The following is a 25,996-nucleotide window of genomic DNA, read 5'->3' as shown; positions in this document are numbered from 1 at the left end:
GAGCGTATGCATCATGCCTCGATTCGGTTTACTTTTTGGTTAAGGTGTAGCAGAGAAAGTCCAGTTCAGTGTGGTCTGATAATCTGCTTGTTTTTTGTTTGTATTTTTCGGTACAAACAGTTCAAACTTGCTCAATGCCAAAGCAGTTTCGCCTGCTCCTTCATTGGCTCCAGCAGTCAGTACATCAGCAGTTGTTCCTAATTCTAGTTCCAACGTACTGTTAGCAATGCTGGCACCAGTTGGCGCATTCCCTACATTGTTTGTAACAGCACCGCCATAGATAGATAGAGCTGCACCAGTCAATTCGTTTGTACCTGAAGCAAATTGATCGGCTTGCAGAACTTTAACTGTCCAGCCGCCGCCATCTTCCCCGCGGTTATCGCTGATTGCTACACTACCGGTTGTTAGTGCCGACGCTTGTGCACCGTCTACTGTTGCAGTCCAGGTTTCATCTAGTTTGGATTGAATCTCATGTGAGCCAAAATTCAGGTTTGTTGGCAATGATGCAGCAGCATCTCCTGTGTTTGGATCAAAGATAATTTCACCTGGTGTGTAGTCTACCGTTGCATCTGTTGTTTTATCTTCCGCTAGACCAGTTATACCAAATCCAAGGCTGGAACCAAATAAAATCGCAGATAATAAGATTGTTGTGTGTTTCTTCATGTTTTTCTCCCCCTATACTTTTTTTAAATTATAAACAGCGATTAAAACAAAGACTGCCCCTACAACTACAAAGAGGTAGTTGACAGTATCGTTTGTTTTCAGAAAACTTCCCCCAGTACCGTCTTTGACTATCGGCTCATTTGGCGTTGGCGTCTGTTGCTGAATGACTACTTCAGATTCTTCAACAGAGCTGCTTTGTGAGTCTTCAGATTGGCTGGAGCTGGAGTCTTCGGTACTACTCCCCTCGTAGTAATGGATATTTCCATTCGTAACAGTTGCCTGAGCCGATGGCGAGGAGAGCAAAGTCAGCGTAATGCCGCTGAAAAACAATAAGAAACAGATGGTTTTCTTCAGCAATGTCATCACTCCTCCCCTTACGGACTCTCTGTCACAGTCCATACAAGCTTCGTTTGATATTGTCCCAATTGTTTTCTGGTATTTTTTGGTACGAACATCTCGAATTTAGATAATCCAAGACTCACGCTGCCGCTTGCCGTAGTACCTGAAACTGCCAACACTTCCTGTTGTGACCCATCATATAGATCGATGGAAGCGTTGCTGATACTTCTGACATTTGCTGCTGCGTAGTTCGTCGTGAGTATGCCACCATAAATCTTTAATGCCGGTGTACTCATAACAGCTTCGTCATTTGTCCACTGTCCAACTTGCGAAACCTTTACCTGCCAATTCTTAGATGTCGATCGACTATCCAAAATCGAGACTGTGCCAGTCGTATTTTGAGCTCCGGACACACCACCTTGAGTTGCTGTAAACAGCTCATCCAGCTTTGTCTGGATCGGATGGGTACCAAAGTTCAAGGAACTTGGCAGTTGCGTTTGATCGAACACCATGGTCTGACCTGCAAAATAAATATAAGAAGCAGCGTTTGCTGTACTTAATAGATCAATATCAATAATCGCTGATTTGATCACGGTTCCTACAAATTTTGCATCTAAGTTGCTTGCAAGACTACCTGGTCCTGAAACCAGAGTTGGCATTTGAATCGTCGTGCTGCCCAACACGGAGGCATCTGCCAGTTGTTGTACACCCGATCCGCCAATTGCTAGCAGAGGCTTCACCGCGGTAATTGCATTTACCAGCGTCGGCTTAAGCAATGCAAGTGCTGCATTGATTGTTACAGCAGATACTGAACCAATCAATCCAGTTCCTGTTACTTGCAAAGCACTGACTGCATTTGATAGGTTTGTCAGAATCGTTGACAGATTCTGTGCCAGTATCGGCCCAATGCCATCATCTAAAGAGAAATAGATGGCTCGACCATCGGCAGACAAGGTCATTGATTGCTGGAAGTCTGCTGCACCAAAATTTTCAAATGCATCCAGCAGATCCAACTGTTTATTTACCTCGCCAAGATTCAGAGTAACGCCTGTCAGATCCGCAACTACGCCTCTTTCGATTCTATCGATCAAATCTACTAAACTGTTTACAGCCGATAGTGTCGCTGTCAAAACGCCTACTTTACTTAAATCCACAGTGAGATTCGTGTGTACTTGCGCATTCCCATTCCTACTGACCTTATTAGCCAATTCTGGTGGAATGACTAGTACACCATATTTTTTCCCAACTAGATTAGCCGATACATTAGCCAAAGCCGCACCGGAAATCGTAAAGTTCACTGGCTGGTTAACAACTGTCGGCTGCCACCTTTGACTGGTTGTGGTATTGCTGTTGTTTACTGTCTGTAGATTGGACAATATTTCTACGTCCAAGACAGCAGCAGATGCTTCTTCACTATGAAAAAAAAGCGGTATGACTCCTGTAAATGCTCCTGCAACGATCAAATTGAACACAAAGTAACAGACAAAAAAATCCTTTCTAAGAAAGCGCTTCAACTTCTTTGGATTTCTCCCTCCCTTAACACCCACGTCCATCTCTTCCTTTCATCGTCATTTTTTAGCGCCAACTTATCTGAGTAGATTATATGTGGCTTAAAAACATAATCATAATTTAATGCTTACAAAAAAAAACTTTTTTATTATTAATACTAAGGAATGTTATGTTTATTTGAGTCAAAAAATTATTTTATGAATACTTGAATCGTTGTTTCTTGAAAATACCATAAGTCAGATAACTTATTATTAAGTAAGGTTTTATACTCAAATAAATCAAAAGATACTAGTTATTAAATCAATTGTTTTTTTATGATTTATTACAATTGATCAAAGTTATTTTTCAAATCGTACACAGCCGCCATTTTAAGACCTTCATTGGAAATAAATAACAAGAATGAAAATTTTTTTAATGAATAATTTATCGGATATTTTTTTAAACTATACATATAGATAATTTAAATTTACACCCAAGGCGTCACCCATTTTTTTGAATAAGTAACTATTTGCAGACAAAAAAACAGCTGAAAACAGTTTGATTCAAAACCTGTTTTCAGCTGCATTATCAACACTATGCATGTTTATTTATTTTTTCCGATAAACGACTTCAAAATATTCATACACGACAAGATGGTCTTCTGTAAATTCTTCTCCTGCTTCATTCAGCTCTTCTTCGAAAAACGGATGGTGAACACTTCTCCAGTAAGTCAGATTTCGTTCCCCTTCACCTTCTAAATAGCCATGAAGATCAGTGATATTCTTATAGGGCAGGATATCAATCAGCTTCGCTTCAATAATCGCAGCTGCTTCTCCTTTTCCATCTAAAAGAACACTATAATCGCCGGCCTTTGGAAGCTCTTCGTGCTCCAGTTCATAGGCACGCTTCAGGCCTGATGTCCCTCTTTTTTCTCCATGCAGCACTTCTTGTAGTAATTCATCCGCCATTTCAGGTGTTCTGCCGAACCCCCAAGCGGTATAATGACCTCCTACAATATCATGAGACTTTATAAATTCATTCCATAGCTTTTCTACTGATGGATTATTCATTGTTATCCTCCCCCTTGGCAGCTGACACGCTCTAAATCAATTGTTTTTCGGTACATAGAAGCTGCGGTTGTCCATCCCAAATATTCGATCGGTATACGTTCCCGGCTCTGTTTGCCGGATAGAAGTCAGCATCATTTGGATCGAGGCATCCATGTTATCGATCTGGTGCAGGATTTCTGCTTCCATGATTCTCGGACGAACAGGAGAGCCGTATTCCAACAAGCCATGATGCGACAGCACCATGTGGCGTAAAATCGTCACATCTTCATCTGTCTCATCGATTTTCAACGCCTGACAGGCGCTGGTGATTTCTTCATCCACCAGCACTAAGTGACCAATCAGATTCCCAGCCAATGTATATTCGGTACTCATCGCACCAGATAGTTCTTTAACTTTCCCTAAGTCATGTAGGATGATCCCAGCATAAAGAAGCGGTGCATTCAGCTCTTCATATTCATTGCAAATGGCTTTTCCAAGTCTCAGCATCGTCAATGTATGATAGGCCAGGCCATGGGCAAATGCATGATGATTTCTTTTAGCAGCTGGAAAATCAAAGAATTCCTTTTGATATTTCGTCAATAAATGGCGAACGATCCGCTGCCAGTGGGCATTAGTGATTTCAAAAACGGTCTGGTTGATTTCCTCCACCATGTCTTCTCGTTTCAATGGTGCCCGCTCCATGTATAATGCCGGCTGATTTGGTTCTTCCGGACGTGCCAGACGCATGTGGATGATCTTCACTTGCGGATTGCCTTGATAGACTTCACGTTTACCATTAAGCATGACGACTTTTCCTGATTCAAAGCGCTGGATTTCTTCATCTGAAGCATCCCAGTATTTGCCATCGATTGTTCCGGACGTATCTTGAAAAGTAAAGGCAATAAATTTCTTGCCGTTTTTGGCTGTTCGAACATCGGCATTTTTAATCAGTAAAAACAGCTCAAATACTTCATCTATAGCCAGCTCACGAATTTTCTTCATCTTTCTTTCCCTCCAATTGAACAACTAATTGTTTATTCTCTTGATAATAGCTTACCATTTCTTGATCAGAAGAAAAACAAATGATTTGCTGTGTTTCACCAAAAAGTTGAAATAATCGTGCTAATTGACGCTTTCTTTCATTGTCGTAGTGCAGCCAACCATCATCGATCATGATTGGAAATACACTCTTTTCCCCCTGAAGTGAGAGAAATGCAAAGCGAATAGCCATGATCAGCTGATCCTTGGTTCCTGTTGACAAGTCATAAACGGCAAAACGCTGACCAGACAGCTTCTCCAACTGCAGCTTTCCATCAACTAATTGAATAGCCGTATATGCCTGATCCGTCAATAATCGAAAATAGTTTACAGCATGCTTTAATAGTGACGGCAGCTGCTGGTCTGATAATTCCGTCAACAGATCCATAACTAGCTGTTCTGCTAAACGATAGCCACTCCAATCAACAGCCAACTCTTCTATTTCTGCTCTGATTTTTTCCTGTTCCTGATACAAACTGTCCAATGTACCGTCTTCAATCATTCTCTGACGATTATACGCCAAGCGCTGTTCTTCTTTCTGTAAACGATAAACTTCATCCTCAGCAGCAGCCAACGCGGCACTCAGCTCATATTTTCGAGTCAACAGCTGCTGCTCAGAAACGTCCTCCGTATAAATCCCCTTCAAGAGATGCTGAAGCTCCTCCAAACGATCGCCGACAGATTCATTCTGTGTATATGCCTGCATTTTTCCAAGCACATCTTCCAATGCCAGAATCTGATATTTATAGAGCAGAGGATGTGCATCCTCCAGTACTCGTTGCTGTTTCTCACGAATTTCCTTAAGGGACTGCTTTGTATAGATATCGATCTGATTCCCTTGAGAAAAACGAATCTGTTCCATCTCATCGGCAAAATCACTCACGATCGATACTCTTTCTGCCAGCCCTTTTCCAACGATCGGCAGCCAGCTGACAAATCGTTCCGTTTGGCGCAGCCATTGATCTGCTGTCCCCTTATCTTCTTCCAATTGACGCTTCAGCTCCTGATTAGTGTTGATCAGAAGCAGGTAACGCTTGATTTCTTCTTTGTGATTCATCCAGTATTCCAGACGATCCATTTTACCTAAATGGTTTTCCTTCGTCTGTTTTACTATATAGCTTTGAAGATTCTGGTCTTCCTCTTGAAGCTGTGCAATTTTTCCTTTCGTCTGGAAAAGCTGTTCATTCAGGTGATCCAGATTCGACAGTTTCTGCTGCCACTGTTTCTTGACCTGATCCTCTGTGGTTTTCTTCGGCATAAATACCAGTCCGACAGCGGCGACAGCACTTAATACCCCCAACCCTATCAACAGCCAGCGCAACGGTGACGATACAAGTACTCCCCCTATCAGAAAGAGCACGGCTACTGCGGCAAGCAGCACAATCGGCACGCTTCTACTCTGTGATGAGCGTTTTCCTTTACGATCTCTTTGGAAAACACTCTGATGTACTGCTTCAAAATCCTCAAGGTTCTTTTCTTGTGCGCGAATACTTTCTTTAAATGAAAGAAGGTTTTCTTCTTCCATCTGCAGCTGAACCTTTCGACTGACGATTCCTTCTCGTAACTCAACCAACTGTCCCTCTTCGAAAAACAGTCTTGGCGGGTCCTGCTCCGACCAACCCCATTTCTGTTCAAGCGCAAGCATCTCTTGTTGATTTTGCTGTACAGATTGCGCCTTCCATTCAATCTCTGACAAGAGCTTACTGATTGTGTATCGTTTATCAAGGAAGGCCTTGATATATTCTTCTTCATTCAAATAGAACAGGTATTCAGGGGAACGCTCATGGCTGACAACACGCTCTTGAATGCTTCGATTCAGACGCTCCTGCTCCTCTTTCAAGAACTTATATTCCTGATAAAGAGAGAGCAGCTGCTCTTTCTCCTCCTGATCCACAACGATTTCGATATCTGCATGGCCATCATTGAGCCTGCGCCATTCTTCAAACAATGGATAGTTGGATAACTGCTTCTCAATAGTTTCCAGCTGGTTCTTTGTTTGAATGACTCCTGCTCGCTGCTCAACAATCGCTTGTTCTGTCTCAACCACTGCCGCTGTGATCCCGTTAAACTCTTTTTCTTCTTCCTCTTTACGGCGAATTTTTTCTATCAGCTCTTGATAGCTTTCAAGCTGAACATTCAAGAGAGGGCGTATGCCTTTGGTCTTATAAATATCCTGTGCGTTCTTACTGTACGCTTCACGTACTTTCAACATCTGATCACTACCGGAAATCCCTAGAGCAAGAAGTGATCGCTGCAGTTCCTCTTCATCCAGTTTTTCCAGCTCAGTCAGCTGTTCCTGTTGAAAGGTAAAAACTGTTTGAAACAGCTCCTTTGTAAGAGGATGAAGAATTTTCGTCAGCAGTGCTTCATCACCGACCTGTTCGCCCATGTATACCTTAGCCTGGCCTTTATTCAATTCTTTAAAGCGCTCTACCTGAACCTTTCCATATACAGGATGCTCCAGCCATAATCGACCGCCATAGCTGCCGCCGCCTTTAGGGATATAGTTTTTTCTCTTTTTCCCCTTTGTCGGAAATCCAAATAAGATTGCTTGAATAAATTGATAGACCGTTGATTTACCAGCTTCATTTCGACCGTAAATCAGCTGATTACTATCAGAAAATGTAATCGTTTTTTGCTGCCATTTGCCGAAGCCGACAATTTCTATAGAAAGGATTTTCATCACTGATCCTCCTCAATCGTAAAGTATTCTTTGATTCGTTGGTCTGCCTGTTCAATGCATTTTTCTCTCCAAGCAGCATCAACGGACTGTATTCTAGAAAATTGCGGATGCTGCAAAAGCTCCTTCGTCTCTTCCGCGAAGATATCCGGCTGCAGATAATTTCTCTCCAGCTGCTCCAAGAGCTGAAACGACGCATGGATCGGTATTTTTTGACCTGCTACTTGTTCTTTGACAGACAAATGGAAAACAAACAAATGGCGACTTTTCTCCAACAGCTTCTTCTGCAGATAAGTCAAGATTTCCCCGTTTTTACAAGAAATAATAAAGTCTGTACCTAAATGTTCAATGTCATTCAAGGACACTTCTTTCAATGTCAGCTTCTGCTTGTCTGCAACGTCCTTCAACAGTTCAGCTTCTAAAAAGGTCAATGCATCCTTTTTCGTCCCGCAGTCCTTTAAGGAATATGCGGCCTTTCCCCAGTAAACCTCTGCTGCTTCTGAAAAATGAATCGTTGCAGGTCCAGCTCCCACATTGACTAAGCCGACTCCCTGAACCCCAGTTTCTTTTTTCGTATGACCCTGAGGCGTTCCCGGATAAACGATCAGTGGATCAGCACTAAGTATCTCCGGCTTATGAATATGCCCCAAAGCCCAGTAATCATAGCCAAGTGCCTTCATTCCGCTGACAGAAAACGGTGCATACCGAGAGCCGCTATCTGTCGACAGCTCCCCATGATAGACACCAATATGAATATCTGCGTCAACGGCTCTTTGCGGAAAATCCGGAAGCTTACTTTCTTCGATCCAAGGATGTCTGTAGCTAAAGCCGGAAACTGCTACTCGTTCGTTCCCTCGAGTCACGAAATAATGCGTCTCCACTTCCTCCTGTTCGAATAGGTAAACATTTTCCGGAAAGTCAAACCAATACCGCTCCTTACTGTAGTAATCATGATTTCCAAAGCTGATCATCACATGGATCTCTTCCTCTGTCAGCCTTTTCAATCCCTCAAAAAAATAAGCCTGCGTCTGAATAGATGTTCGGCTGTGATGAAAGGTATCACCGGCAAAAATAACGGCATCCACCTGATTTTTCAACGCTATATCGATAAGGTTATGTAATACCCGTTTATTGGCATCCTGAAGCTGCTGCGCAACTTGATCAGGAAAAGCTTTCAGTCCTTCAAATGAACGATCTAAATGTAAATCAGCAATATGCAATAATTTCATGTCGGCTGTTTCCTCATCTTTCGAAAGTTTCCTCTATCATATCATTTTCTATAAAATCGGTCAGTAAAAACATACGAAAATTCGTTCGCTTTTCATTAACATTGTTTAGATTTTTTAACTTTTTATAGGTTTGTTTGAAAATAAAATTCATTATAGTTGCCAAGGGCCTGCATACATTAGAATAGAATGTTTTCTATAGTTTTCAACAAATAATAAAATAAAAGAATTAGTAGATCTAAATCAGAATCATGCTGATTTACATTCACTAATCCTTTTATTTTGCGTTACACACAAGACTTTAAAAAATCAGAAAATTGAGCTAAGTCGGTCCCTCCTTCAGGAGTCCAATTCACTTTTTTTACAATTTTTCCTTTGCTGAATTTCACCAACGTAGGTGTATATTTCACATCATAATCCTCAATAAACTCGTTCCATTTTTCTTCACTCTCTCGTAACTGCGCTACATTTAAATAAAGAATTTTATCCTGAACATCTTCTTCCTCAATCATCGCAATCAACTTGGGTTCAAATTCGGTACAATCTCCGCAAGTGGGCCTACCAATGTAAAAAATCAATTCTTCGCCAGCTCCAACTCTTTTTTCAAAATTTGTTATGGTAATCGAATCTATGATGTTATAAATATTCGGATAGTTTGTTCGTTCATCAATCAATTGACTTTGTAACTTTTTTTCATTTTGAGTGACTTGCCAAGAGTAAATAAACAATATCAGCAAAAGTACTACTCCAAATACTTCAATGACCCTCTTTTTATTCATTCTTTTATCACCTCAACCTTTTGTTTATCGAAAATCTCTTATTTCTTGATTATTTGATTCTCTCCATCTAGATTTTCCTCTTCCATTTCTTCCATTTCATCGTTATTGAAGAATTCAATTTTATTAGGAAGTCTGTTGATGCCTGTTGACTTCATGATATAGAAAATCCCACCACCCAGAAGGAGCAGCACCACCGTAAATGTAATCAAAACAATTTTTATGATTCTTCTAGCTGTACTATTTTTCTTCTTTTCTTTATTCATAAACTCAGCCTCTCTTTATCTTACTAAATCAACTACATCTCTTTTTGAAGCATTTCGTGATGGGATATAGCTGAAAATGATACCCACTAAAATCGAAATACCCATAGCCAAACCAGCAACAAATAAATCAATAGAAAATTCAAACTGCATCATCCAACTAATAATATAGGCAAAAAATATGCCAAACAAATAACCAATAATCCCACCAAAAACAGTTAGAATCAATCCTTCTAAAAGGAATTGGAGCTGGATGGCTCTTGCTGTTGCTCCCAGGGCTCTTCGAATACCAATTTCTTTTGTGCGCTCAGAAATCGATGTATAGACCATATTCATCACACCGACACCTGAAATAAACAAAGAGATACCTCCAATAAATGAAATGATGATTGTCAGCATTTGCAGAGTGTTGCTCAAAACATCTGTTAACGCAGTTGAACTGGAGTAGTTGTATTTCCCCAGAGCCTTCATACTTCCCCGGCTGGTTAACAATTTGACTGCTTTATCGGCAACATCACTTAAACTATACTGGTTGGGAACTGTAATTTGTACATTTCTTTTTTCTGATGTGTGATAATAATTCAAGTATGTTCCCTTGTTCATTTCAATGTGTGTGCTTTCTGTAACATCAGCTTCATAAATCCCCTTAATAACAAAAACTTCACCAGCTATTTCTATTGTTTGTCCAACCATTTCAGCAACTGAATAATTATCATTTGCCAACTCATTTGCTAGTTTACTGGAAATCACGACTATCTTATTTCCCAAATCAGCTGTAACTAATTTTTCCCCATGTATCACTTTTCGACCATCTCTATTGATCAATAATATTTTTTTGTTCTCTGAAGTGTTATTGATGACTACCTCTTTATTTTTATATGTTTCATCCGGATTTTCTGTTTCGTATTCTATCTTTGATACACCCTCTATAGTGCTTATCAAAGCTAAGTCCTGTTCACTATAATAGTCCAAATTACTATCGTTAAAGCTAGTATCTAAAGGGTAAAAACTAATAACCGTTGTATTATTTTTTGAATCATCACTATCCAAAATTTGCTTGACAGAGTATCGCTCATATCCTCTACCAACCGTCACAATTGTTATTACCGCAGCTATCCCTACAACGATTCCAATAATCGTTAGAAAGCTTCTCCGACCATTTTTGATGATTGCTTTGACTGCCGTTTCTATACTTATCATTATCCGCATCTTCTCATTCACCTATCCTATGACACTGCCATCTCTTACCTCAATAATTCGATTACAAAACTGAGCAGCTTCATTATCGTGGGTAACCATTAAAATTGTTACTTGATGAACTGCATTCAGCTGTTGGAAAAGCGTCATTATTTCTTCAGAAGTAACGCTATCCAATGCGCCTGTCGGTTCATCGGCGACTATAAAACTTGGTTCATTTGCTAATGCCCTGGCTATGGCAACCCGTTGCTTTTGTCCTCCGGATAATTGTGTAGGAAATTGATTTTTTTTCTCTACCAAGCCAACTTTTTCTAATTGTTCCATAACGACTGGGCGAGCTGTTCGATGTGAGAGCCCCTTATATAACAAAGGTAGTTCAACATTCTCATAGACAGTATTATTATCAATCAGGTTAAACGATTGAAAGACAAAACCTACACGTTGATTCCTTAATTGTGAAAGTTCTTTATCTGTAAAACTCTTAATATCCTTCCCTGCAAAGACATACTCTCCTGTATAGCTTTTATCCAAAAAACTAATAATATTGATCAATGAAGATTTACCAGACCCACTTGGACCCATAATAGCCGTAAATTCTTTCTCGGCCACATTCAAATTTATATCTTTCAAAACAAATAGCGGTTCTTCATTTTCATTCAATGTATATGATTTATGGATACCTGACATTCTAATCATTCGGTCTGACCCTCTTCATTTGAATAATTATCAACATCTTCAATAATCTCCTCTTTTTCATTCAAACCCGATTGAACGATGTAATAGTTCTGATAAGCTTCTACAACTATTTCCGTCTTTACGAAGTCATTCTCAACTAATTTATACACGTAATGTTTTTGACCTTCCCTTTTTACAGCGCTCAAAGGAATTTTGATTTCTTCAATTGGAACTATCGTTTGTACATGATAACCATTTCTGATTTCTTCTGACGGATCAATTTGTACCGAATAACTCGACACCTTGCTTGTTTCATTTTCTGCAAGTTTGGCAACGCTCGTGACTTTACCACTAAGATCCTGTGATTTATTCACATATTTCAAGGTGACAGTCATATCTTCTTTAAGTTTCTCAATATCATACTCACTTACTTCTATTTCGACATAACTTATTTTACTGCTAACCTTTCCTATTGGCTCTCCAACACCATAATTGGACGATAAATCTACTGTAAAAATACCAGCGTGCTCTGCATAAATTTTAGTTACAGCATAACTTTTTAAGGTACCTATATCCTGCTTTATTTGCTCAACTTCTTTAGATAATTCTGCTATTTTTTCTGAGTTACCTGTTTCATCTTTTTTCAGTGTGCTGATTTCATTTTGAACATCTCTTTGTTTTTTTTGTCGCTCTATTAGACTATTATTTACTTCTTGACTGTAATAAGAAGCAACTAATTCTCCTTCTGCTACATTTTCTCGGTTTTCTTTTTCTACCCAAATTGTTTCACCAAACTGTTGATTAAAATTGATATACTGAACTTTTTTAGCCTTGACCATACCGGTAAAATTGAGTGCTTCACTTTTTTCTACGAGAAATGTATCCGCTTTTTCCTCTGCTACTTGTTTTTTCCCACTATTTAAATAAACAGTAACACCAATCAATAAAAACAATATGACAACTGTCAATGCGACAAGCCAAGTTCTCTTCTTCATAGGCATTCCCTCACTTTATAATCCATAGATTGTGAATACTCTTTTCAGAATATCCGCATTCAAGGTGTCCCCTCCACCAATTTCAATTTTTTGCATTTTTCCATCGACAACGACTAAGATATCGTACGCATCAGCAAATTTATACCTATTTTTTATTTCCACGCCTACCTGATCTGTCAGATCAGTTTGATATAGGTCAACAGACATCTCATCACATGATGTAATCAAGTTTTCTAAAGTATCTTTATATTCAGTAGCTGTTGGATCCCCTACCAAAACCACAGCCTTGTCCAACTGCTTGATTGTATCCATAAACTTATCAGAAGAAATTTCCTCAACATCGTCTTTATTCTGCTCATCTGTCAATAAATCTCTACTTTCTTCAGTACTATCAGCTAGGCTTTCTTCAACAACCGTACTACCGAGATCAGCTGCTGTTTCTTGTGGTTCTTTTTCATTGATGCTTGCAGCATTTTCCTGACATCCTGAAATAACAAGAGCTGTTAAATATACTATGATAAATAAAGAAATTTTTTTCATCACTTAAATCATCCTCTTCGGTTTTTTATTCAATTATATTCACTGTTTCCTGAAGCTCTTTGGCTCCCTCATAACGATTGATAATTTTTCCATCTTTAATTTCTAAAATAACTGGTACATTGTAAATGTTGTTAGTTTCAAAAAAATCTGTATTTTCATTTTTTAAGTAATCAACTTGATACATAGATGCTCTCGTTTTATCAATTGCTTTTACTACTATTGGAAAATAAAAATCACAGGCAGAACATTCTTCACTGTAGATATAAACAAACTCTTTTCCAGAATTACCTAATTCAGAGATTTGCTCTGTAAAAATTTCTGGTATTTTCTGTTTTCCTGTACTTTCGTCAGAATAAAATAAGTAGCCAGCTCCAAGTAAAGCCACTATACCTATGATAATAACTATTGTTTTTCCAGATTTTTTATTCATAGATACCACCAGCTTTTATATCATAAATGACATCACAGCAATCAAGTAAGCGTGTTTGATGCGTAACAATAATGATGATTTTATCAGAAAGAGACTGGACGATCTGCATAAACTCCTTAGTTGCTTCACTATCGAGATTACCAGTAGGTTCATCAAATATATAAATTTCTTTTTTTCTCATCAAGGTCCTCATCAAAAGAATTTTTTGCCTTTGACCAACTGATATATTATTTCCTCCACCGGTTACAATATACTCATCCACAAGGTTCAATGATAAACGATCCCTTTCTTCTGTTTCTTTATATGCCTCATCAAATACTGAAAAATTGATGTTATTCTCAACAGTATTCTGGAATATATTCATTTCTGTAGAATAATAGGAAATATGATCGATTATGCTGGAATTGAACAAGGTATCTATCCTCTTACCATTGATTTTCGTGACAGCTATTTCTGGTTTGATCAATCCCAAAATAATATTAATAAGTGTAGATTTTCCACTGCCGTTGTCACCACGAATTCCGTATATTTTTCCTTTTTCAAAATGAATATTTGCTTTGCTGAAAATCTTTGTTTCGTCATAAGAGAACGTCAATCCTTCAATCGTCAGCTTTTCTATTTCCTTTAAACCTATAATTTCATTTCTAGCTGAAGGTTGGATAAATGTCTGCTGCTCACTTTCAATAACGAAGATAGCATTTTTACTTTTTTGGTAAGTAATCCAATTTGAATAAATCGGTTTAAAATTAGTTGCTACCAAATAGAGCAATAACAATCCACTTCCTAACTTTTCCAACTGGTCAATACTCCCAGTTTTAAAGAAATAGAAAAATACTAAAAAATAATTTAATAACACGATAATATTGAATACTTCCAATAATGTGTTCATCCTCGTTTCCTTCTCCACAAGTAATACATTGCTTTGAAAGAACGTACTTATTTTTTTTTGAAAAAAATCATATGCTTCTTCTTGCTTATTAAAAGTTGTAATATCACAGGATGCATTGACATTCTCTTCAAAAACTGACGCCAATCCATTGGAATTTGTTAAAGTGGAACTATATAGATTTTTAATATCTACCGCATTTCTTTTCGCAATCCACAAAAACAATGCTCCCCAAAACATGACAATCAATACACAATATGGACTAATTATGGCCAAACCAATTAATAAAATGGCACCATATAATAAATCCACTTTCAAATAAAAAAGTTGGAGCAAGCCAGATATCGCTGTTAAAATATTCCAAAAGTAACCTGTTATTTGAGAAACATTTTTATTAAAGGAGACATCTTCTAATTCAGATAAATAGTATTTTGTCATTATCTCCTTTTGCAATTTATTTGTAAGGCGCACACGCATTTCAGCTGTTTTTGTATTTGCATAACTGAATAACATGATGATCGGAACATAAGCAAGCAATAGACTCAACATTCTATTTGACGTTAGTTGCCCTACTTTATTGGAAAGTACATATTCCAGTCCTATTACAGCAAGTAACGGAATAGCCAACTTACCTAATGTTAAAAAAGCAATCCACAGCTTATTTTTGACTGCAATATTACCTATAACAGTTTGATATAGACTTTCAGAATAGCTTGTTGATTTATCAACAACATCTATTTTTTCAATACATACTACTCTATTTGAAAAATTCTTTTTAAATTCATCTATTGTTATCCGTTGCACTTCATGTTCACTAGGATTGGATAAAGTAATGCAGTCCTCTGTGATGTCATGGAGCACCACATAATGAGGCAGTCCCTCCTGTTCGATCATTGCTATGATTGGAAATTGTTGTGACTTAAGCTCTTCAAACTCATCAACAATGTATCCATCTGTGTTCACACCATATTCAAGAAAAATATCAATTATGTGTTTTACTGAAAGACCCTGCATCGTTTCTTTTTTTGATTTATTATATGTCCTATGAAAATCTTCTCGGTTTATCTTTAGTTGATCCAGCACTGTTAAAACAGCTGCTATGCCACAATCATTTATCGAGTTTTGCATATTATGTGTATACATCAGCTAATTAATCTCATGAACAACGAAAAGCTAAGTATTTGTTTCCTACTTAGCTTTTCTACAGTGAATGTTAATTAATAGTAGGTAACACAGAACCACCATCCGCCACCAAGATATTGACAGACACGTACCCAACCCGCAGCAAAAATATTTGCTTCACTTTTAGTCATTTTTCTCATGAGATTATCCTCCTTTCTTTTTGATTCATCCTTATTCTACAACTGATTTCTTTGATTTTTTGAAAGCTTACTTAAACTACTTATTTACGAACTTAATCACACAATAAAAAACGTTCAAGTAATACTTGAACGTTTTTTTAAATATACATCGAGCAATAAATCAAATAATCATCAATTGTTACCTTCAAGTTTGAAGATTCGATATTACTTTCGCGTGTGCATAAAGGCTGATCGTACAACAAGCTTCACTTGATTACTGCGTGCTAACATACGGCTTATTCTCTGTTTTAAGAATTTATCATTTTTATTAGCTCTAAAAACTTTTTCTGTTGCCGCTTAGCACATTGAACGACAAAACCATTTGTCATGACGACTTCTTCTGCTGTTCTAGATTTACTCTCTACCTCTTTTAAATTAATGATATAGCTGCGATGGCATCGGAAGAAATATTCCGGAAGCTGTTTCTCAAAATTCCCAAGACTGCTGTTACATTCAAAAATTTGATGCTTAGTCACAACTTGTAGTTTATGATTTCCTATCACTTCCATGGCAATTATTTCTTCCAAGCCTACATATTTCTCTTCATAATCTGAAACAAACCTAATTTTTCTGGATGTTTGCTGCCATTCTTTACTACTGGAAACTTTTGTATTCCATCTTTTCTCAATAGCTTTTATAGTGGCAAAAATTTTGCTTCTCAATATATCACTATCTGCAGTTTTTACAATATAGTCAAATGCACCCAGTTTGTACTCAAAAGTTAAAAAACCAAATTCAACATGAGAAGTAACAAATACGATAAAACCCAACGGATCCCTTTCTCTAATCGCAACTGCCAATTGCAACCCATCGTATTGTCTATCCGCTAAATCAATGTCTAAGAAGTATACATTTGTTTCATCATCCTTATATTGCCCCATAGCTTCCAACAAGCTTTTTGGTGATGTTGTTGCTTGCTTGATATTCATTGGTGTATCTAAAAATAACGTACCCGCTTTGATTATTTCTTTTATGTTTTCCAGATGCTGTATACTGTCGTCACAAATAAATATATTGATCATATATTCCCCTCCTTTTTATTATAGGAACTATTTACCAATAAATAATTTTTGAATAAATTCGTAGTTTTCACAATTAGTTTCCAGCGATACATTGTTGTAATTGTCCACAATATCCCGTAAATTACTCAAGCCAATCCCTCTATTATCTCCCTTGGTGGAAACACCAAACTCACTGTACTTGTCAATATTCAGCGAAGATTCTCTACATGTGTTTGTCACTATAATTAATGTTTTCTTTTCATCATCAATAAAAGCTATTCTGATTGCCCCTATTGCCTGATTCTCGCATTCTTCTATAGCATTATCGATGATTATTCCCAATATCCTTGATAAATCTAAAGAGTCAATTCTTTTGATATTGATCTCGTCTTGACACTCTATCGAAACCTGTATTCCTTTTTGTATTGCTTGAATCATTTTGGTTGATATCAATCCTTTGATTTCAATGATGTTTATTCTTTTGAGTTGATTTAGGGTTCCAGTCTGCATTTGCGCAGTAGTATGTATCAACTCGTTTTTTTGGAGAAACTCTTTTAATCCGGAAATATCATTGTTCTCATCTAAAAAACCATTAATTCCAATTAATATATTTTTATAATCATGCTGTATTTTTTGAATATCCAGTTGAAGCTTCTCTAATGTATCAATATAGCTTTCCATCATTTTTCTGTCGTTCAGCATTTTTTTATTTCTTTTATTCTTTTTGATTTCCTTAGCGACATAAATAACACTTATAACAACAACTGACAGAAAAACTAGAAACAGTCTATTGATTTGGAACACTTCATTTTGATCTACTTGAGTAAGTTCGTTATCTGATGCCACAGTCTCTGTTATTATTTGATTGTCATCATTTTGATTCGGTGTCATTATAATGAGCTGAAATACCGCAGTCAACAACAAGAAAAAAGTTATTGCTGCTTTCTTTTTTTTATCAATAAAAAGCGAAGCAATCAAGTACCGATATTTACTTTCAAGAAACATGGCAAAAACCAGCTGAATCAACAAATTTATGAACGGAGAGAGCGTTACAATTTGAACACTGCTAACTGAAATTAGTACTATTTTCAAAAGATATAGCATCACTATATTTTCTAATAAAAAAAACAGTAACATTTGTTCAAATCCATTAGCTTTTTTTCCTAAAATCATATAATATCCCCACAACACAATGCCTGCTATGATCAAATGATGGTACTCAAAGATCAAAATTGTCGTACTTTGATTAATTGCAAAGACAAAAAATATACCATATATTAATATGCTTATAAGAAATATAAGTATTCGATCTTTCTTGGAGAATAGCTTCTTAAAAAAAATATACATCCCCGATTCTAAAGCAATCATATTTATAAAATAAGTTAGAATATATACCATAGCCCCAACACCCTCATCTTCTACTCCCGGCTGTTTCTCATATTTTATAAACCAAACAGCCATTGATTAAATTATTAACCCCTTTTATGTAGTAAAGTTACAATTGTTTTTAGTAATTATAACACAAACAAAAGATGCGTAGAATATTACAATATGAATTAAAAACAAAAAAGGAAACCTATTCCTAAACAAATGTTCCAGCCAATAATCGTAAAAGACAATAAAAATAGAGGTGAGTGAAACAGATTCCGTCTCACTTACCTCCATTTTTTATTCACTTGGCTCTCTTTATTCTTTTAGTTACTGTACAAATCACGAATCGGTGTCATGATGATTCGGTTCAAGTCGTTAACAATCATGCTGAAGGCCTGTTCTTTTTCCATCATTTTATTGATCAGCTCAGTGCCTTGCACCTCTGTCGCCAGCTGCTGTGCTTTCTCTGCATCTGCCTCTGAAAATTCTTCGCCGCGCATTTGCTTATCCTGCAGCTCTTGCTGGAAAGCTTGAAACTCTTTGAATAAAGTATGTGCTTCTTCATTTCCCTGCACTTCTTTGTAAGCCTCTTCCAATGCTTTGAATTCGTTCATATCTCTTAGTTCGCGTTCCAGCTGATTTGCTGTATCATAAATATTTGCCACGTTTTTAGCCCCATTTCTTCCAATAGTTTCTTCCATTGTAACATTTCCATGGAACATTTCAAAAAACTTATTCGCCTACCAGACCACCAAAGAAATCAGACACCCCTTCTTTGACATTGTTCCAGCCTTCTTTGATTTGCTCTCCGATATTTTTCGCGCCTTCCTGAACCTGACCACCGATATCCTTGACGCTATCCTGCCAGTCGCTGTTTGTCGCATTTTCCTCTCCGGAAGCAACAACTGCTCCTCCTGTCGCGTAGGCATCTGCTACGGTAAACGGCGTGTTCGGCGTATTCGGAAGGATGCCGCTCGCCTGACTGTTAAAGACATTTGACGCATAGGTGGCACTCGTTCCCTCTAAATAATGAGTCTCGTCTGTTATCTCAAAGCCCAGCCATGTTGCCAATACTACATCAGAGGTATAACCGATCACCCATTGATCATTCGTCTTCGTGCTGTCAAAGCTGGTTTCAGTCGTACCTGTCTTCCCAGCCATTGTATAGCCGTAAGGGTTCGCATTGATCCCGCTTCCTGAGCTGAATACCCCTAGAAGCATACTGGTGATTTCATCCGCTGTTTCTTGCGAGATGATTTGTTTTGTTTTGGTATTGGTTTTATCTACCACCACTGCACCAGTAGAATCAACGATTTTTGTGATCAAATGTGCTTCTGCCAGCTGACCGCCATTCGCAAATGCGCTGTAAGCAGCTGCCATATCCATTGGTGAAACCCCTGTTTCGATACTTCCCAGAGCTAACGGATAACGTTTATCATCTTCGTTCAAAGGAATCCCAAAGGTTTTTGTCTTCTCATAACCTTTATCTAAACCAATCTGGTTCAACAGCCAGATTGCCGGCGCATTCAGGCTTTCTCCTAATGCCTGATACATTGGCACCTCTCCTTGGAAGGTTCGGCTGAAGTTCTGTGCCGGATAGTAATCCTGCAGCTGATCCACTAGGATACTAGCCGGTGTGTACCCAGCCTCCAACGCCGGTGTATACACCGAGATTGGTTTTAAGGAAGAACCCGGAGATCGCTTCGTTTGTGTCGCAAAGTTGAACCCGCGATACACGTGTTCACCACGTCCGCCAACAACAGCCTGAATTCCGCCAGTCTTAGGATCTAAAGCAACAGAGCCGCTCTCCACCATGACACCATCCTCCGCATTCGGTGGAAACAGTGCATCATTCAAGTAGGTTTGCTCCATCGCCACTTGATAATTCTGATCCAAGGCTGTGTATATCTTATACCCTTTCGTCAACAGATCTTCTTCCTTGATGCCATAACGATCAACAGCTTCATCGACTACTGCATCAAAGTAATACGGGTAACGATAGTCAGAATCTGCATCTGTATATCCATCACTAAGCAGACTGCCCAAATCAACACTGGATTCCGCTTCAGCAGTCGCCTGATCCAGCTTGCTGTTATCCACCATCAACTGAAGAACTGTGTCTCGACGATTGACTGCATTTTCTAAATTATCGATTGGATTGTATATCCCCGGTCCCTTCAGCATACCCACCAAAGTCGCTGCTTCTCCTAATGAAACCTCAGAGGCGCTAACGCCAAAGTATCGTTTCGCTGCATCTTCCACTCCCCAAACCCCATTACCGAAGTAAGAGTTGTTCAGATACATCGCTAAAATATCTTCTTTTGAATATTTCTTCTCGATCTCAATTGCCAGAAACAGCTCTTTCGCCTTACGATCCAAGGTTTGATCCAAGGTTAGATAGGCATTTTTCGCCAGCTGCTGAGTGATCGTACTCCCTCCGCCGACGATTTTTCCCATCGTCACTCGACCAAGCAACGCTCTAAATATCCCTTTGATATCATAACCACCATGATTATAGAAATTTCGATCCTCAGTAGAAATCACTGCATCTTGAATATAAGGTGATATCTGATCCAGTTCTACAAAGGTCCCTTTCTGCCCAAACAGCTTACCAGCCTCATCGTTGTTCTTATCGTAAATAACTGTAGACTGCTGCAGCCCTTCCTTCAGCGCTTTAACATTCGCCGCTTTGGCTATTGTAAATAAATAAATGCTTGTTACCAGCACTGCCACCATCGCCAGCAGCAAAATTATTTTATTGATTTGATACTTCTTCCAAATTCGTTTTCTCCATTGATGGAAGCGAACCAGATAGGGCTTAAGCCAAGTCCAGAATCGCTTGATGACCGAACCGGTCTTTCTCATAAATTCTTTAAAATCCATAAGTGCTCCTTTTTGTACTATATTAATCTTGCAAAAGAACGATGTGCAGACACATTATCCCATTCCATAACCTAAAAACAAAGGTCGCTTTTCACATAATGGAAACTTTAACAAGATTTACATAGATATTTTCATTATTCTAACACAAATCATTCAATGTTTAATAAGACCTCCGTATGATTTTGCTTCTGCGCAAAACGAGGTTTTACTCATTCTACCATGATTTCCTTTCGAAATTATGTAGAAAATCTTAAATTTGCGCTAAGACGTTAGATAGGACTATACAATTTCGTATAGAAATTATTTCTACATAGTTTAAAAACAGCACCGATTCTTTCAAGAGACTGACCACCATTGACGAAAAAAATTTTCTCTTATATGATAAAAAAGGCAACTATGTAAAATGAATGGATAGTATCCTTGTACCATAATAATTTTTATTCTATGCATGGAAAGGTTGGAGGAAAATGATTTTGACTGGTGGGTTTATTGCGATAGTCGCTTATATTGCCTTCTGTCTTTTGATTGGCAGTATTAGCTTCGATAGAGAAACGAAAAAATATTTTTTGATTGTTTTATCTGCTGCATTCAACTTTTTTTGGGGACTTGTGAGCTTAACGTTGTTTCAGATGATGTATTATTTTTTCATCAATCAACCGAACGGTCCAGGTTATTATGTTCCTGATAGTGAACAGAGCTTTAATGTCATACTTGGATTTTTCATGCTTATAGTATACTTACTACTGGTACTACCTATAAATATTTATCTTAAGAAAAAAAGCGGGTGGCGTACAAAAAGCTATTTGATGATTTCTCTTTCAGCAGTCGCAGTGGGAATGCTGTTTTCTATTCTGTTTTTTTGATCCCTAGATTGTTTTCACGAGACATTTTTCTCTATAGCTTATCCATCTATTAAGAAATGCTATATTCTCGTCACTGATTTTTTCCAATTTATCAAAAGATTGTACATAGAAAATTCACAATCAAGGGTTATTATGTATACATACCAATAAAACAAACCCTAACACAACACTTTTTCATTTTTAACTCCTTTTTCCCGCCCTCCCCCAAAGGGCGGGTCTCTTTTTGTCTTTTTTCCGGAGGAGGATAGGTAAAATCGATGCTTCAGTATTGAGATTCTGAAAATGTATGGGTATATGAACAAAGAAAAGAGAATAACACAAAAGAGGCAGGAGAAACGGAAGTACCCTCCTTTTCCCTTACCTCTATGGTCTGAAGAAAAGCCTCCTGCTGTATCGGCAAGCTCCGACACCCCTGTTCCAATTCCTCTAAACGCCATTGCCATTTACAGTTTAGCTCCTGATCTATTTCAACCTGCTGACTGATCTGTTCCTTTTTTGTTGTCACTCCCATTAAAAATTATCTGGTCCTGGCAGAATTTTTAATCCATCGAAACTCTTACCTAATTTTTGATCGATTGCTGCAAATTCCTCAGCAACCGAATGTATATTATTCCCATCTCTGGTTAATGCTCCTGATATCTGTTGACCAACAACACCGATCCGCTGAATTGTGCTTTGTGCATTGCTTTGGCCGGAAACATGGGTCTTTCCTGCACCGGCTGTCGGCGCAGAAGCGTTGTTCAACGCGCTGGCTGCCTGACTTAACTCTTGTGAAGCAGCTCCCGCCACTGTTAAGTTTGAATCTACAGTACTCATTTGTCACTCACTCCTTTTTTATAGTTTAATTTAACTAACTATATGTATCAAGAGTTTTTTCATCACAAAAAGTATCAGCCGTTTGACTGATACCTCTTGATCACTATCATTTTTGCGCTGTGTCAGATTAATACTCTAAATCTGCGCTTAGCAGTTCCTCAACTATCAATTTTCTTTATCGGTACCCAGAACTCATAGCGGCTGCCGTCCTTCGTATTGAAATTTTCTCTTTCTATCAACATCAGCTGGCTTTCTGCTCCGTCATATCGAATATAGCCACTTGGTATCTCTACATTCTTTTCATATTTCCCGCATTGTCCAAGCCCATCTTCTCCGAGTGCGTCTTCCTCTGTGGGCAGCCATTCAGTTGTAATCACAAGAAACTCACATGCTGGAAAGCGGCGTACTGTATATCCGTCTGGAATCTCACTCATCTCTCCGACAATGGAACCAATAAAATAAACGAGATTATCGCCGCCATTCTTGTGATAAATAACCATTGGCGGGTGATTTTCCAGTTGAAATGGCCGAATTTCATCAAATCCCCCGACTTCAAAAAACGTACTCCAAATAGAAACAAAATCAGCCTCTTCAATCGCGCCGATAATTTCATTTTCGATTCCAAGGAAAAGAAATGATTCTCGTTGCAGCTGAAATACTACAATCTCCGGTTTGCTCATCTATTATTCTCCTGTTCTTTTTATTCTTTTCTATACTATTGAAAGAAAAAGCTTCTTTTTGAGACATACCTATAGTGTCGACTATTTTTCTTTTTAAGCCCCTGAATATAGTCCCATTCAGTTCTTATTGCTCTAATTCATTCTATAGTAACTTTCGATAAAAAACACCAGTCTTTCAATTTCGCTCCACTCTACCTTGCAATTTTAGCTGCTCATTATTCAACAGATATTATAGTTAGAGTAGCGAAGAGTTGATTTGTTCAATATTGATCAAGTCAACTAGAAGGTCTTCGAGTTGGAGAGTCTTATGCTTTCATTAATAAATCTTTTACACTTTTCAAAAGTTTCCGACACAAAAAATTCACAACTTCGATGTATTATTAACTCATACCAATAAACAAACCCTAACAAACACTTTTTCATTTTTAACTCCTTTCCCGCCCTCCCCCAAAGGGCGGGTATTTTTTTGTTTTCTTTGATATTCTTTACTCCATTTCTTTTTCCAAAAAATCGATGACTCTGTTGATTATGTATTCAACTATTTAAATAGAAAATTTATTTACCTGAAGAAAATCAAAAAAAGAAGAAATCAACAGCTTATCATTTCGTTAATAAATCTTTTACATTTTCAAAATGTTTCCGACACAAAAAATTCACAACTTCGATGTATTATTAACTCATACCAATAAACAAACCCTAACAAACACTTTTTCATTTTTAACTCCTTTCCCGCTCTCCCCCAAAGAGCGGGTATTTTTTTGTGTTCATTCTATAGATGAAAAATAGATCAATGATAAATCATTGCGAGAAGCTGTATTGATTTTGTCCTCTCTCTATAAATGCAGCTATGCTAAGTGATTGGATAAAAACCAGTGGACTTCTTAAGGTTTCATTAGTAAATAGTTTACACTTTTCAAAAAAATCCTACATAAAAAATTCACATTTGGTTTGTATTATATAGACATACCAACAAATTAGTTTAAATGCTTGAACGCATTTAAGCAGACAACCCTAACACAACACTTTTTCATTTTTAACTCCTTTTCCCGTCCTCCCCCAAAGGACGGGTATTTTTTTACCCTAAATATGACTTTCCCATAGAATAAAAGACATTTCCTTATTCTTCTTTTATTTGTTACACTAAAACGTGATTCACATGAAAAAGTGTTCTATTTAACATTCAAAAAAGATAGAGGAGAAACATAGATGGATATCACGATCCAATTGCCTGATGATTTTCAGGAGACTACGATACAGGAGCTCTTAGAAAAGGAATGGCTGGTTCCCAGAAAAGTCAGACATTTTCTACGTACACGAAAAAACGTTACTGTGAATGGGCAGCCGGCTCAATTTCATTTTTCCGTAAAAGCGGGGGATAACGTCTCTTTGCATTTTGATTCGGAGGATTATTCTGTGCCTACCGCTTATATCGGTGATCCCTCATCCCTAACCATTTTATTCGAAGACGAGCAATTGATCGTTTTGGACAAGCCTGCTGGAATCAAAACACATCCTAACACGCCGGAGGAGCACGACACACTTCTCAATCAGCTTGCCGGATACCTCGTCCCTAAAGGTCAGTTTCCCTATGTCGTTCATCGACTGGATAGAGAAACAAGCGGCTGCATCGTTTTCGCAAAAAATCCATTCATCTTACCAATACTAGGTCGCATGTTGGAGCAGAAAAAGATTTATCGTCGCTACCAAGCATTCGTTTCCGGAAAAATAAAACAACAGTCACTGACAATCAATAAAAGAATCGGCAGACATCGCCATGATCGGCGGAAACGAGTGGTTGATCCTAAGAAGGGCGACCTTGCTGTTACTCATGTGGAAAAAGCCTTTTATGATCCGTCGAAAAACCAGACTGCGATTTTCTGTATACTTGATACTGGACGAACCCATCAAATCCGTGTGCATTTAAGCAGCGAAGGACACTCAATCGTCGGTGATTCTTTGTATGAGGGGATGGCGGCCAAACGGTTGATGCTCCATGCCTACGAACTACATCTCCTACACCCCTTTACCAATGAAAAAATCACTGTTCAAGCAGCTCCTGGTCTATGGTAAGGTCATAAGACTGTACTTGGGTGAGAGCCACTGCATTCCTAATGAGAAGTGCTCTTTTGGTTCCTTTCATTAAGTAGTAAATCAGAGACAGCCTAGCCTACTAAGTATTACTTTGAGCAGCAAAAAAAGAGGATGCATTGACTAGATGCATCCTCTTTTCTATAAGCACTGTATAAATTATATATTGAACATTGACTGTTATTCATATATTTATTGATTCATATGGACTGACATAGAACTTTTTTTGGGTTGCTGTTCGTCAGGGGCTTTACAATAGAGACTGTCTATCACTAAAGCAACGAACACAATCCTTTTTTTAAAACAGTTTTCTAACAGCGTTCATGGTACCAGTGTACGTAATGTATCCAGGTCCAGAGCTTAGCGGCATTTGTTTCTGACGCTCCAAGGTTCCCATGTACAGGTACCCGTTTTTAAGATCACCAAAGCCCAATTTTGTTGGTGCCCAGCTGACATTAAAGAAATAAATCCTTGTTGTTTTTTCGTAGCTTGGTGCATCCGGGTAGTCCTCAAAGATTCTTCCTGTTGCTTCAGCTACGGTATTTGTATCCACAGCTGTCGCTTCTGCCTGGTCGGCTTGAAATAACGTGAACATCCCACATAATGCTAATCCAGCAAGTACGTATTTGATTTTCTTCATAAAATCCCTCCTCTAACAAACATTATAAAACAATATCTTCGTTAAAGA

The 25,996-nt window shown here is 38.0% G+C and carries 25 protein-coding genes; 2 read left to right on the top strand and 23 right to left on the bottom strand.

Annotated features, from left to right (window positions below; all coding sequences use genetic code 11):
• Positions 1–39: 39 nt before the first annotated feature.
• The 19 genes from I6N96_RS13275 to I6N96_RS13185 all read right to left on the bottom strand — a co-directional run bounded on the left by I6N96_RS13275 (position 40) and on the right by I6N96_RS13185 (position 20,861).
• Complete coding sequence (locus I6N96_RS13275) at positions 40–663, bottom strand: WxL domain-containing protein (RefSeq protein WP_209558036.1); 624 nt, start codon at positions 661–663, stop codon at positions 40–42.
• Positions 664–675: 12 nt separating this feature from the next.
• A complete protein-coding gene (locus tag I6N96_RS13270) occupies positions 676–1,026 on the bottom strand; it encodes a hypothetical protein (protein ID WP_209558035.1) in 351 nt (116 codons plus the stop codon).
• Positions 1,027–1,037: 11 nt separating this feature from the next.
• Positions 1,038–2,549: an adhesive domain-containing protein gene (locus I6N96_RS19960; protein ID WP_209558034.1), complete on the bottom strand. Its 1,512-nt coding sequence runs from the start codon at positions 2,547–2,549 to the stop codon at positions 1,038–1,040.
• A 549-nt stretch (positions 2,550–3,098) separates the two neighbouring features.
• Positions 3,099–3,560, bottom strand: coding sequence for an ASCH domain-containing protein (locus I6N96_RS13260; RefSeq protein ID WP_209558033.1), 462 nt, complete (start codon positions 3,558–3,560; stop codon positions 3,099–3,101).
• Positions 3,561–3,596: 36 nt separating this feature from the next.
• The gene (locus I6N96_RS13255) at positions 3,597–4,541 is read right to left on the bottom strand and encodes a 3'-5' exoribonuclease YhaM family protein (protein ID WP_209558032.1); all 945 of its coding nucleotides are present in this window, start codon (positions 4,539–4,541) and stop codon (positions 3,597–3,599) included.
• Positions 4,525–7,260 carry an ATP-binding protein gene (locus tag I6N96_RS13250; protein ID WP_209558031.1) on the bottom strand — a complete coding sequence of 912 codons (2,736 nt, stop codon included), beginning with the start codon at positions 7,258–7,260 and terminating at the stop codon, positions 4,525–4,527. The genes I6N96_RS13255 and I6N96_RS13250 overlap by 17 nt, the downstream gene beginning before the upstream one ends.
• On the bottom strand, positions 7,260–8,486 hold the full coding sequence (locus I6N96_RS13245; RefSeq protein WP_209558030.1) for a metallophosphoesterase family protein: 1,227 nt from the start codon (positions 8,484–8,486) through the stop codon (positions 7,260–7,262). The genes I6N96_RS13250 and I6N96_RS13245 overlap by 1 nt, the downstream gene beginning before the upstream one ends.
• 284 nt (positions 8,487–8,770) lie before the next feature.
• On the bottom strand, positions 8,771–9,262 hold the full coding sequence (locus I6N96_RS13240; RefSeq protein WP_209558029.1) for a thioredoxin family protein: 492 nt from the start codon (positions 9,260–9,262) through the stop codon (positions 8,771–8,773).
• 38 nt (positions 9,263–9,300) lie between these two features.
• On the bottom strand, positions 9,301–9,525 hold the full coding sequence (locus tag I6N96_RS13235) for a hypothetical protein (RefSeq protein ID WP_209558028.1): 225 nt from the start codon (positions 9,523–9,525) through the stop codon (positions 9,301–9,303).
• A gap of 15 nt (positions 9,526–9,540) precedes the next feature.
• On the bottom strand, positions 9,541–10,722 hold the full coding sequence (locus tag I6N96_RS13230; protein ID WP_209558027.1) for an ABC transporter permease: 1,182 nt from the start codon (positions 10,720–10,722) through the stop codon (positions 9,541–9,543).
• Between the two features lie 21 nt (positions 10,723–10,743).
• Positions 10,744–11,415, bottom strand: coding sequence for an ABC transporter ATP-binding protein (locus tag I6N96_RS13225; RefSeq protein WP_209558026.1), 672 nt, complete (start codon positions 11,413–11,415; stop codon positions 10,744–10,746).
• Positions 11,412–12,389, bottom strand: a complete 978-nt coding sequence (locus tag I6N96_RS13220; protein ID WP_209558025.1) for an efflux RND transporter periplasmic adaptor subunit — start codon at positions 12,387–12,389, stop codon at positions 11,412–11,414. Before I6N96_RS13220 ends, I6N96_RS13225 begins: the two co-directional genes overlap by 4 nt.
• Before the next feature lie 15 nt (positions 12,390–12,404).
• Positions 12,405–12,929 (bottom strand): hypothetical protein, encoded by a 525-nt coding sequence (locus tag I6N96_RS13215; RefSeq protein WP_209558024.1) that lies wholly within the window; start codon positions 12,927–12,929, stop codon positions 12,405–12,407.
• A 25-nt stretch (positions 12,930–12,954) separates the two neighbouring features.
• Positions 12,955–13,359 (bottom strand): thioredoxin family protein, encoded by a 405-nt coding sequence (locus tag I6N96_RS13210; protein ID WP_209558023.1) that lies wholly within the window; start codon positions 13,357–13,359, stop codon positions 12,955–12,957.
• Positions 13,352–15,388, bottom strand: coding sequence for an ATP-binding cassette domain-containing protein (locus tag I6N96_RS13205; protein ID WP_209558022.1), 2,037 nt, complete (start codon positions 15,386–15,388; stop codon positions 13,352–13,354). Before I6N96_RS13205 ends, I6N96_RS13210 begins: the two co-directional genes overlap by 8 nt.
• A 466-nt stretch (positions 15,389–15,854) precedes the next feature.
• The gene (locus I6N96_RS13200) at positions 15,855–16,628 is read right to left on the bottom strand and encodes a LytR/AlgR family response regulator transcription factor (protein WP_209558021.1); all 774 of its coding nucleotides are present in this window, start codon (positions 16,626–16,628) and stop codon (positions 15,855–15,857) included.
• Positions 16,629–16,655: 27 nt separating this feature from the next.
• Complete coding sequence (locus I6N96_RS13195; RefSeq protein WP_209558020.1) at positions 16,656–18,068, bottom strand: sensor histidine kinase; 1,413 nt, start codon at positions 18,066–18,068, stop codon at positions 16,656–16,658.
• 233 nt (positions 18,069–18,301) lie between these two features.
• Complete coding sequence (locus tag I6N96_RS13190) at positions 18,302–18,643, bottom strand: YlbF/YmcA family competence regulator (protein WP_209558208.1); 342 nt, start codon at positions 18,641–18,643, stop codon at positions 18,302–18,304.
• Positions 18,644–18,710: 67 nt separating this feature from the next.
• On the bottom strand, positions 18,711–20,861 hold the full coding sequence (locus I6N96_RS13185; protein ID WP_209558019.1) for a PBP1A family penicillin-binding protein: 2,151 nt from the start codon (positions 20,859–20,861) through the stop codon (positions 18,711–18,713).
• A 473-nt stretch (positions 20,862–21,334) separates the two neighbouring features.
• Here I6N96_RS13185 and I6N96_RS13180 point away from each other — a divergent pair, with 473 nt between their 5' ends.
• Positions 21,335–21,724 (top strand): hypothetical protein, encoded by a 390-nt coding sequence (locus I6N96_RS13180; RefSeq protein WP_209558018.1) that lies wholly within the window; start codon positions 21,335–21,337, stop codon positions 21,722–21,724.
• Between the two features lie 158 nt (positions 21,725–21,882).
• On the opposite strand, the gene I6N96_RS13175 is transcribed toward I6N96_RS13180, so the two are convergent.
• The 3 genes from I6N96_RS13175 to I6N96_RS13165 all read right to left on the bottom strand — a co-directional run bounded on the left by I6N96_RS13175 (position 21,883) and on the right by I6N96_RS13165 (position 23,220).
• Positions 21,883–22,167 carry a hypothetical protein gene (locus I6N96_RS13175; RefSeq protein WP_209558017.1) on the bottom strand — a complete coding sequence of 95 codons (285 nt, stop codon included), beginning with the start codon at positions 22,165–22,167 and terminating at the stop codon, positions 21,883–21,885.
• Positions 22,168–22,234: 67 nt separating this feature from the next.
• The gene (locus tag I6N96_RS13170) at positions 22,235–22,540 is read right to left on the bottom strand and encodes a TIGR04197 family type VII secretion effector (RefSeq protein WP_209558016.1); all 306 of its coding nucleotides are present in this window, start codon (positions 22,538–22,540) and stop codon (positions 22,235–22,237) included.
• A gap of 158 nt (positions 22,541–22,698) precedes the next feature.
• Positions 22,699–23,220 carry a GyrI-like domain-containing protein gene (locus tag I6N96_RS13165; protein WP_209558015.1) on the bottom strand — a complete coding sequence of 174 codons (522 nt, stop codon included), beginning with the start codon at positions 23,218–23,220 and terminating at the stop codon, positions 22,699–22,701.
• A 1,206-nt stretch (positions 23,221–24,426) separates the two neighbouring features.
• On the opposite strand from I6N96_RS13165, the gene I6N96_RS13160 reads away from it, so the two are divergent.
• Positions 24,427–25,290, top strand: a complete 864-nt coding sequence (locus I6N96_RS13160; protein ID WP_209558014.1) for an RluA family pseudouridine synthase — start codon at positions 24,427–24,429, stop codon at positions 25,288–25,290.
• 316 nt (positions 25,291–25,606) lie between these two features.
• Here the strand turns inward: I6N96_RS13160 and I6N96_RS13155 are convergent, their stop codons facing one another.
• On the bottom strand, positions 25,607–25,948 hold the full coding sequence (locus tag I6N96_RS13155) for a hypothetical protein (protein WP_209558013.1): 342 nt from the start codon (positions 25,946–25,948) through the stop codon (positions 25,607–25,609).
• Between the last annotated feature and the right edge of the window lie 48 nt (positions 25,949–25,996).

It is taken from the genome of Enterococcus larvae, from assembly GCF_017830045.1.
In the GTDB taxonomy this organism is placed as follows: Bacteria; Bacillota; Bacilli; order Lactobacillales; family Enterococcaceae; genus Enterococcus_L; species Enterococcus_L larvae.
The sequence above is the reverse complement of the archived record's forward strand: the minus strand, read 5'-3'. Positions and strand labels throughout refer to the sequence as shown.

Bases quoted from the DNA above. Each gene is read 5' to 3' on its own strand.
- I6N96_RS13275 (WP_209558036.1), bottom strand. From the start codon at position 663: ATGAAGAAACACACAACAATCTTATTATCTGCGATTTTATTTGGTTCC.
- I6N96_RS13200 (WP_209558021.1), bottom strand. From the start codon at position 16,628: ATGATCAATATATTTATTTGTGACGACAGTATACAGCATCTGGAAAAC.
- I6N96_RS13235 (WP_209558028.1), bottom strand. From the start codon at position 9,525: ATGAATAAAGAAAAGAAGAAAAATAGTACAGCTAGAAGAATCATAAAA.
- I6N96_RS13195 (WP_209558020.1), bottom strand. From the start codon at position 18,068: ATGGCTGTTTGGTTTATAAAATATGAGAAACAGCCGGGAGTAGAAGAT.
- I6N96_RS13220 (WP_209558025.1), bottom strand. From the start codon at position 12,389: ATGAAGAAGAGAACTTGGCTTGTCGCATTGACAGTTGTCATATTGTTT.
- I6N96_RS13155 (WP_209558013.1), bottom strand. From the start codon at position 25,948: ATGAAGAAAATCAAATACGTACTTGCTGGATTAGCATTATGTGGGATG.
- I6N96_RS13160 (WP_209558014.1), top strand. From the start codon at position 24,427: ATGGATATCACGATCCAATTGCCTGATGATTTTCAGGAGACTACGATA.
- I6N96_RS13225 (WP_209558026.1), bottom strand. From the start codon at position 11,415: ATGATTAGAATGTCAGGTATCCATAAATCATATACATTGAATGAAAAT.
- I6N96_RS13250 (WP_209558031.1), bottom strand. From the start codon at position 7,260: ATGAAAATCCTTTCTATAGAAATTGTCGGCTTCGGCAAATGGCAGCAA.
- I6N96_RS13270 (WP_209558035.1), bottom strand. From the start codon at position 1,026: ATGACATTGCTGAAGAAAACCATCTGTTTCTTATTGTTTTTCAGCGGC.
- I6N96_RS13240 (WP_209558029.1), bottom strand. From the start codon at position 9,262: ATGAATAAAAAGAGGGTCATTGAAGTATTTGGAGTAGTACTTTTGCTG.
- I6N96_RS13210 (WP_209558023.1), bottom strand. From the start codon at position 13,359: ATGAATAAAAAATCTGGAAAAACAATAGTTATTATCATAGGTATAGTG.
- I6N96_RS13215 (WP_209558024.1), bottom strand. From the start codon at position 12,929: ATGAAAAAAATTTCTTTATTTATCATAGTATATTTAACAGCTCTTGTT.
- I6N96_RS13230 (WP_209558027.1), bottom strand. From the start codon at position 10,722: ATGATAAGTATAGAAACGGCAGTCAAAGCAATCATCAAAAATGGTCGG.
- I6N96_RS13245 (WP_209558030.1), bottom strand. From the start codon at position 8,486: ATGAAATTATTGCATATTGCTGATTTACATTTAGATCGTTCATTTGAA.
- I6N96_RS13260 (WP_209558033.1), bottom strand. From the start codon at position 3,560: ATGAATAATCCATCAGTAGAAAAGCTATGGAATGAATTTATAAAGTCT.
- I6N96_RS13185 (WP_209558019.1), bottom strand. From the start codon at position 20,861: ATGGATTTTAAAGAATTTATGAGAAAGACCGGTTCGGTCATCAAGCGA.
- I6N96_RS13205 (WP_209558022.1), bottom strand. From the start codon at position 15,388: ATGTATACACATAATATGCAAAACTCGATAAATGATTGTGGCATAGCA.
- I6N96_RS13175 (WP_209558017.1), bottom strand. From the start codon at position 22,167: ATGGCAATGGCGTTTAGAGGAATTGGAACAGGGGTGTCGGAGCTTGCC.
- I6N96_RS13165 (WP_209558015.1), bottom strand. From the start codon at position 23,220: ATGAGCAAACCGGAGATTGTAGTATTTCAGCTGCAACGAGAATCATTT.
- I6N96_RS13170 (WP_209558016.1), bottom strand. From the start codon at position 22,540: ATGAGTACTGTAGATTCAAACTTAACAGTGGCGGGAGCTGCTTCACAA.
- I6N96_RS13255 (WP_209558032.1), bottom strand. From the start codon at position 4,541: ATGAAGAAAATTCGTGAGCTGGCTATAGATGAAGTATTTGAGCTGTTT.